This is a genomic window from Chamaesiphon sp. OTE_75_metabat_556, from assembly GCF_031378165.1.
Lineage (GTDB): Bacteria > Cyanobacteriota > Cyanobacteriia > Cyanobacteriales > Chamaesiphonaceae > Chamaesiphon.
In genome coordinates, this window is sequence record NZ_JANNDR010000054.1 from 21,575 (window position 1) to 29,345 (window position 7,771).

General features: G+C 48.0%; 6 protein-coding genes. 2 read left to right on the plus strand and 4 right to left on the minus strand.

Going from position 1 to position 7,771, the window contains the following annotated elements:
• Nucleotides 1–14 precede the first annotated feature (14 nt).
• The 4 genes from RMO27_RS02815 to RMO27_RS02830 form a co-directional block, all read right to left on the minus strand.
• Entirely contained in the window at nt 15–1,190 is a 1,176-nt protein-coding gene (locus tag RMO27_RS02815; RefSeq protein ID WP_309728868.1) for a D-alanine--D-alanine ligase family protein, read from the minus strand.
• Between the two features lie 97 nt (nt 1,191–1,287).
• The gene (locus tag RMO27_RS02820; protein ID WP_309728870.1) at nt 1,288–2,160 is read right to left on the minus strand and encodes a tetratricopeptide repeat protein; all 873 of its coding nucleotides are present in this window, start codon (nt 2,158–2,160) and stop codon (nt 1,288–1,290) included.
• 8 nt (nt 2,161–2,168) lie between these two features.
• Entirely contained in the window at nt 2,169–3,839 is a 1,671-nt protein-coding gene (locus RMO27_RS02825; protein WP_309728874.1) for a tetratricopeptide repeat-containing serine protease family protein, read from the minus strand.
• 418 nt (nt 3,840–4,257) lie between these two features.
• Entirely contained in the window at nt 4,258–4,791 is a 534-nt protein-coding gene (locus RMO27_RS02830; protein ID WP_309728876.1) for a hypothetical protein, read from the minus strand.
• 230 nt (nt 4,792–5,021) lie between these two features.
• On the opposite strand from RMO27_RS02830, the gene gcvH reads away from it, so the two are divergent.
• Nucleotides 5,022–5,411 (plus strand): glycine cleavage system protein GcvH, encoded by a 390-nt coding sequence (gcvH, locus tag RMO27_RS02835; protein ID WP_309728877.1) that lies wholly within the window; start codon nt 5,022–5,024, stop codon nt 5,409–5,411.
• A gap of 99 nt (nt 5,412–5,510) precedes the next feature.
• Nucleotides 5,511–7,771 (plus strand): aminomethyl-transferring glycine dehydrogenase (gene gcvP / locus RMO27_RS02840; RefSeq protein ID WP_309728879.1); only part of this gene is annotated, 2,261 nt, incomplete at its 3' end.

Sequence of the window (7,771 nt, forward strand, 5' to 3'; positions counted from 1 at the left end):
AGATCGATCTTCAATTACTTAAATAATGCTCGCATTCCCTCTTGACGCTTGAGCGCAAGCTTCGTTACTTGGCGTTTCTCCGCTTGGCGAATGATCCGATTCAATAACTCCGTATAAACCAACGGTGGATTGGATTTTACCCAGAGATAAAAAGACAGCGAACCTGGGAGCGTATTAATCTCGTTGAAATAGAGTTTGTCGCAACTAGCATCGATGATAAAGTCGATCCGCGATACACCCGAACAGCCGAGGACTTTGAAAGCCTGTTTCGCATAGTCGAGCGCGGCTTGTTTGAGTTCGGGATTGAGGTCTTGGGGGTCGATGATCCGGGACAAACTCGCCATCCCTTGGGATTCGTTACCGCCAGTCTTTTTGCCACCGTCATCGCGCAAATACTTCTCTTCAAAGGTGAGGACGCCGCTGAGGGAGACGGGCATCTCGATTACTGATGCGACGATTTCATCGTCATCTAAGACGGAGACATTGACTTCGACGATATCTTTGATACAGGGTTCGACGATCGCGTGACTATCGTAGCGGAAGGTATTGACCAAGCAAGCATTCAACGTCCGCTCGTCTGTGGCGACGCCAATGCCGATACTCGAACCCAGATTGCATGGTTTGACAAATAACGGCAATTGCTCCAATCCTGGCGTGGCAAATATCTGTTCCCGCACGGCTTCCAGGCTTTTTTGAGCATCCCGACGATCGACTAATGCCGCAGGTAAAACTGGGATACCAGCAGCTTTGAGCATCATCTTACACTGATACTTATTCATCCCTAGTGCCGCAGGTAGCACGCCGCAGCCGGTATAAGTCGCATCTGCCATCTCTAGCATCCCCTGGATGCAGCCATCTTCACCGAAGGTGCCGTGGAAGGCGAGGAAATAAATATCGATCGGCAGAATGTCATTCCGGCGGGAATTGAGGTAGGTGAGTCCTTTGCTGCCAGCGACGGGCAATAGCGCGACTTCTTGGGCTTCAGAGAGGGAACTGGGGAGGCGACGATAGAAACTTTTGGCTAGCAGATTGTCACCCACATACCAGCGTCCGGTTTGGGCGATATAGACGGGGATAATCTCGTACTGGGTGACGTCGATGACGTTTATCAGTTGAAGTGCTGTGATGACGGAGATTTCGTGCTCGACGGATCTACCACCGAATAGGACTGCCAGGTTTTTCTTCTTCATTACATCTGCCGATCTTGCCGATCGACATTCTACGATCTTCTGGCAGCATTGTGGGTAAATCTGATTAAGTTGGGAGTTGGGAGTTGAGAGTGATAGTTTAAAAGCGGAGGCGTTCGATCGAGATTCTGACAGATTGGTAGTCGGCGAGTTGTCCGGCTTGCTGATAGAGGGCGGCGGCGGTGCGGAGATCTTCAAGTGCGCCTTGTTTATCGCCTAATGCTGACTTGACTAAACCGCGACTATTGTAAGGTGGTGCGTAGTGGGGATCGATCGCGATCGCTGCGTTACAATCTGCCAGTGCGCCTTTTCTGTCGCCTAATTTATATTTAGCAAATCCCCGATTGTTGTAAGCATCAATATAGTCAGGATCGAGTTCAATGGCGCGATCGTAGTCGTCGATTTCCCCTTGACGATCGCCTAATGCCGATTTGGCAATCCCACGATTGTTGTAGGTGGGTGGGTGGAGTGGATCGATCGAGATTGCATAGCTATAATCAGCGATCGCGCCTTGCTTTTCCCCCAAATCGGACTTGGCATTACCACGATTGATATATGCTACGGCTAGACTCGAATTCATCGCAATAGCGCGGGTATAATCCTGGATTGCGCCTTGTTTATCACCTAGATCGGATTTGGCATTGCCCCGATTGATATATGCCACAGCGAGATGAGGATCGATCTCAATCGCATGATTGTAATCATCGATCGCACCTTTTTTATCGCCCAAATCGGCTTTGACAATCCCGCGATTGTTGTAAGAGCGGGAGTCATGGGGATTGATGGCGATCGATCGGTTGTGATCGGTTAACGCCCCTTGTCGATCGGCTAAACCAGACTTGGCAACCCCTCGCAACGAATATGAGCGCGGGTTAGAGGGATCGATCGAGATCGCCCGATCCATCACCGCCAACATCCCTTGATAGTCACCGCGCGCGAGTTTTTGTAATGCAATTGAGATCGATTCGTCCATTGTATCGATTATGAACCAATCCGTTGGATCTCAGCGAGGACTCTGCGGTAACTAGCTGTTTGCCGTTGCCGTTGGAAGCGATTTGCCGCTTTTTTCAAGTCCAAGATTGCACCTTTTTTATCGCCCATTTTCGACTTAACTAACCCGCGATTGGCATAAGCTTTGGCGTTATTCGGATCGAGTGAGATCGATCGATTATAGTCTTCGATCGCGCCTTGATTGTCCCCCGCATCAGACTTAGCATTGCCGCGATCGCTGTAAGGTTTGGCATCTTTGGGATTGAGGACGATTGCGCGGTTGAAGCTCTCGATCGCGCCTTTTTTGTCGCCCAAGGTGGATTTGGCCAGACCGAGATTGTAGTGAGCGGCGGTATAATTCGGATCGAGGGTGATCGCTTTGTTGAAGTCCGCCAATTCGCCCTTGGTATCGCCGAGCATTGACTTGGTGGTACCGCGACTCAGATACGCTGGGGCTAAACTGGGATTGAGGGAGATCGCCTGATCGAAGTCTACCAGTGCGGTTTTCGGTGAATTTAGCTGCGCTCTAGCATTCCCACGATTATAGTAAGGTTTGGCATCATTAGCATCTAGGGAGATTGCTCGATCGAAATCGGCGATTGCGCCTTTTTTATCGCCCAGATCGGATTTAGTCACGCCGCGATTGTTATAAGCGGAAGCTTCATTGGGCGCGAATGAGATGGATTGGTTGTAGTCGGCGATCGCATCGCGATTGCCTAGCATCGACTTAGCTACCCCACGGGTGTAATACAGCCGCCCATTTTGGGAATCTAGAAAGATTGCCCGATCCATATCAGCGAGCATTCCTTTGTAGTCACCCTTGCTCTCTTTGACGATCGCACTGGCGATCAGATCATCAACTGGTTTCGATCGAGTTGCTACCCTTGTCGGAGCATAACCAGGGATACCAGCCGTTGTGGCTAGCTTAGTAAAGGTATTGACGGTAATCCCCAGATTGTAGCCAGTCTTGACTCTAACGTCGCGATTGATAGTTTCAGTCAACTTGGTACCGACAATATCGCCTTGCCCGTGGATGGCGATAACTTCGCCTTGCTCATTCCAGACAGGGCCACCACTGTGCCCTGGCAACGTATTATTGCTATAAATCAGCGAATAACCTTTGCCTTGTTGCTGAGTCGGGGGATTGGCAATGATATCCCCTTTGACAAAGGTAAACACCGAAGATTTGATAGCACTAGATAATGGAAAACCCGATACGTAAATATTTTCAGCCGCTTCGATTCGATCGGAATTGTCGATGAGTTTCGCGACAGAATAGTTTTTATCGCTGGTAAAGGTAGCGATCGCCAGATCGATTTTGTTGGGAAAAGTTTTGACTTGGGTAACTCGATATTTGGCATCATCGGGGGTGACGATCTCGCAGCCGCTAGTTTTGACAGCATGAGCTACCGTCAAGACAGTATAGGTATTGCCATTTTTGCGGAGGATGACACCAGAGCCGATACTGCAACCCGCAATCCGCACGGTAGTTTGCTTGGCAATCCGCTGTACCTCGATCGGGGATAGTGCCACCGCTGGTAATGTGTAGCTAACTAAAGCGATCGATCCAAAAATCGCAGTTGGCAACAGGTAATTTTTCATTTTTAACAAAAATGTCCGATATGTCTGAATATTACCATCCCAAAAGCGATCAACTTTCACGCCTACGAGATTTAGCGTAGTTCTACCCTACTCGTGTCTGAATATTGACATTCAAAAAGCGATCGACTTATATACCTACAAGATCTGGCGTAGTCTCAATCGATCGATCCGAAATCGGTGGATCGGCAGTTGACGGCGATCGATTCCTGGTTTGGAATAGCATAAAATCATTGAATCTACATCCCACAAAGATCGATCCAAAGCTTGTCATCGATGAAGATCCTCAACGAGGGTTAGTAAAGCTATTGACCATCGGTCTCTTGCAATCTTTGATTAATGCCTCAGAACAACAAGACACAGGTCATAATCTGTTAAAAACTTTGGATAAAAATCGATCTTCTTGGTGCAAAAAATTTGCACCTAAACTAGAGGGCATCACTTGGCAAAAAGAATTTGCGTTAGATACTAGCATCCGTTGCTAATCGTCAAGATTTTGGCGTTCTAACCGCGTAACCCGACGAGTTAATCGTCGAGTTTTCCGCTCATTAACCGATAGATCGTAATTTAGATCGTTTATCCCATCTTCTTGACTGCGAAATCCTTCGCGGATAGCGATTATTAACGTTCCTTCATTACTTTCAACTCGACGACGTAATGCACTGATATCTTCCCGTGCGGCATCGATATTATTTTCCAGGGCGGATACTTTCTGTTCGATACCAGAGACTTTTTGTTCGATACCAGAGACTTTCTGTTCGATACCAGAGACTTTTTGTTCGATACCAGAGACTTTTTGTTCGATACCAGAGACTTTTTGTTCGATACCAGAGACTTTCTGTTCGATACCAGAGACTTTTTGTTCGACGACAGCTAAATCTTGCTTAGTAGCCATATTCTGCTGCATGACAGTCATATTCTGTTGCATCGTAGTCATATTCTGCTGCATCGTAGCAATAGAATCAATAACTTGTGCTAGTTGGCTATCGAGCCTGTCGAAACGCTCTTCAGACATTGTGTATCTCCAAATCAAATCCCAACTAAAAAACAATCCATATTGGCTCGATCGAACTCGATCCAGAGCCAGACTGTTTTTGAAGATGCCTGACTAGATCGAAAATTCCTGCCACAACTCCATTGTAAACTACTTCTCTTTCACGTCGAATCTCCTTCCTAGCTCCCCAGCTATCCGAGTGACACATAAATCGCTATGCTAGAGCTTAAAGTCGATCGAGGGCACGCAAGATGAGCTTAGAATATCCTGATAATTTACGTTATACAGATTCACATGAGTACGTAGAATTAACCGCGACTGTCGCTAAAGTTGGTGTCAGTGCCTTTGCCGTCGATCAGTTGGGTGATATTGTCTTTGTCGATCTGCCAGAAGTGGGTGATGAGATTGTCAAAGGTAGTGCCTTTGGGACGATCGAATCTGTTAAAGCTGTCGAAGATCTCAAAGCCCCAATTAGTGGCAAAGTAATTAAACGCAATGATGCGGCGATCGATACCCCAGAAATCATTAGTACCGATCCTTATACTACTGGCTGGCTCCTGGAAATCCAAGCCACAGATCCGAGCGAAATCGACGCTACGCTCTCAGCAACCGATTATCGCGTTAAAGTCGAGGGTGCTTAGAGATCGCCGGCTGTCGATACGCTCCGCAAGATCGTTAGTGCCAAAATTCAGCTAAATCCTTTACATTTATATACAGTATTCCTCTCTACCTCGACATCTATGACCCAATCTCCACCTCGGTTTACTCAGGCAGTTGACATCGCTAGTGCTACCGCAGCCAATTCTGGGGCAGATGCGGAGTTTATCGGGCGACATATCGGGCCAAGATCGACAGATATCGATCGAATGTTAAATATATTGGGTGTAGCTAGTCTAGCGGAGTTGATCGATCGGACGGTACCAGCCGCAATTAAATCTCAGCAACCATTGGCAATTGAGACAGTTCACAGTGAATATGCTGTCCTTAATAAACTCAAACAAATTGCAGCTAAAAATCAAGTTTTTCGCTCTTATATCGGTATGGGTTATGCGAATTGTATCACCCCGACAGTCATTCAAAGAAATATCCTCGAGAATCCTGGCTGGTACACTCAATACACACCATACCAACCAGAGATTTCCCAAGGCAGACTCGAAGCTTTACTCAATTATCAGACCGTAATTATGGATCTGACGGGGATGGCGATCGCCAATGCCTCGCTATTAGATGAAGGGACAGCAGCAGCGGAAGCCATGAGCATGAGTTATGGCATTCAGAAGACGAAGTTTAATACTTTCTGGGTGTCTGAAGCTTGTCATCCCCAAACGATTGACGTAATTAAAACCCGTGCGATTCCATTAGGCATTGAAGTCGTAATTGGCGATCACAAAAACATTGATTTCAGCCAAGAAATATTTGGGATGTTGTTACAGTATCCCGCCACCGATGGAGCTGTTTATGATTATCAAGACGTGATTGAACAAGCCCACAAAGCAGGTGCGATCGTCACCGTCGCCGCCGATTTACTCAGCCTCACGTTATTAAAACCACCTGGAGAATTCGGCGCGGATATCGTCGTCGGAAATACGCAACGTTTCGGGGTACCATTAGGTTATGGTGGGCCACATGCTGCCTATTTTGCGACCAAAGATGCCTACAAACGCCAAATCCCTGGTCGATTAGTAGGAGTATCCAAAGATAAACGCGGTAAAACCGCGCTCCGATTAGCACTCCAAACCCGCGAACAACATATCCGCCGCGATAAAGCTACGAGTAATATTTGTACCGCCCAAGTTCTGCTGGCAATTATGGCGGGCATGTATGCGGTTTATCATGGTGCAGAAGGTTTGAAATCGATCGCCACCCGCATTCATAATCTGACTACTACCCTCGCCACTGGCTTAACTAAATTAGGTTACTCGATCGGTAATGCACCCTATTTCGATACGCTTCATATCAAAGTAACTGGAAATGCTGCTGAAATCTTAGAGCGAGCAAAATCCCAACAAATTAACTTGAGATCGATCGATCTAAATCACATTGGGATCTCGATCGACGAAACCACCACCCCTGCGGATGTGATGGACTTATGGCGAATTTTCGCTGGTGACAAAGCTCCCGATTTCACCTGCTCCGAAATCGAAACGAGTAGCTCAACTTCCAGTATCCAAACCTCAACCCTAGAGCGTACCTCTGAGTACCTGACTCACCCAGTTTTTAAAAATTATCACTCTGAAAACGAGCTACTGCGTTACATCACCCGCTTGCAATCCAAGGATTTATCCCTCGCGCAGGCGATGATTCCCCTCGGTTCCTGCACGATGAAACTCAACGCCACCTCCGAGATGGTACCTGTAACTTGGGCTGAATTCGGGCAAATTCACCCCTTCGCCCCCGTCGAACAAGCCCAAGGGTATCAAATCCTATTTGACGACCTCGAACGCTGGTTAGCCGAAATTACGGGCTTTGATGCGATCTCTCTCCAACCCAATGCGGGTTCCCAAGGTGAATATGCCGGACTCTTAGTCATCCGCGAATATCACCACCAACGCGGCGATATCGATCGCAACGTCTGCCTGATCCCTCAATCCGCCCACGGTACAAACCCCGCCAGCGCAGTCATGGCGGGAATGCAAGTAGTGCCGATCGCGTGTGATGATGATGGCAACATCGATATCGAAGATCTCCGCGCCAAAGCTACCAAACATGCGGACAAATTAGCCGCCTTAATGGTGACATATCCCTCCACCCACGGCGTATTTGAAGAGGGAATTGTCGAGATTTGCTCGATCGTTCACGAGCACGGCGGCCAAGTCTACATGGACGGTGCCAACCTCAACGCCCAAGTCGGTTTATGTCGCCCTGGTGACTTCGGCGCAGATGTCTGTCACCTCAACCTCCACAAAACCTTCTGCATCCCCCACGGTGGCGGCGGCCCAGGCATGGGGCCGATCGGCGTGATGGCACATCTCGCCCCCTATCTCCCCACCCACAAAGTCAT